Below are 375 nucleotides of genomic sequence, written 5' to 3'. Positions count from 1 at the left end.
TGGTCGGCCGTGAAGGATTTGAACCTTCGACAAATTGGTTAAAAGCCAACTGCTCTACCAACTGAGCTAACGGCCGTGCCTAATTGTGAGTAAACGATAAATAGTCTTGAATTGGTCGGCCGTGAAGGATTTGAACCTTCGACAAATTGGTTAAAAGCCAACTGCTCTACCAGCTGAGCTAACGGCCGATTCAAGTTTTCTATTTTATAATTTACTTGCTCCACCCTCTATTACGAGAAGGAGACTTTTCATTCAAACTCAACTTAACCACTTATAAAGTCATTACTTTGAATTAGAAAGTGGTCGGCCGTGAAGGATTTGAACCTTCGACAAATTGGTTAAAAGCCAACTGCTCTACCAACTGAGCTAACGGCC

2 tRNA genes are annotated in these 375 nt (G+C 42.1%); both read right to left on the bottom strand.

From position 1 onward, the window contains the following. A tRNA-Lys gene (locus MTCD1_RS18655) sits at positions 1–76 on the bottom strand. A 36-nt stretch (positions 77–112) separates the two neighbouring features. Continuing rightward, a tRNA-Lys gene (locus MTCD1_RS18650) sits at positions 113–188 on the bottom strand. Between the last annotated feature and the right edge of the window lie 187 nt (positions 189–375).

It is taken from the genome of Colwellia marinimaniae (genome assembly GCF_002207865.1).
GTDB lineage: Bacteria > Pseudomonadota > Gammaproteobacteria > Enterobacterales > Alteromonadaceae > Colwellia > Colwellia marinimaniae.
This window is presented reverse-complemented; position numbering and strand designations above follow the sequence as displayed.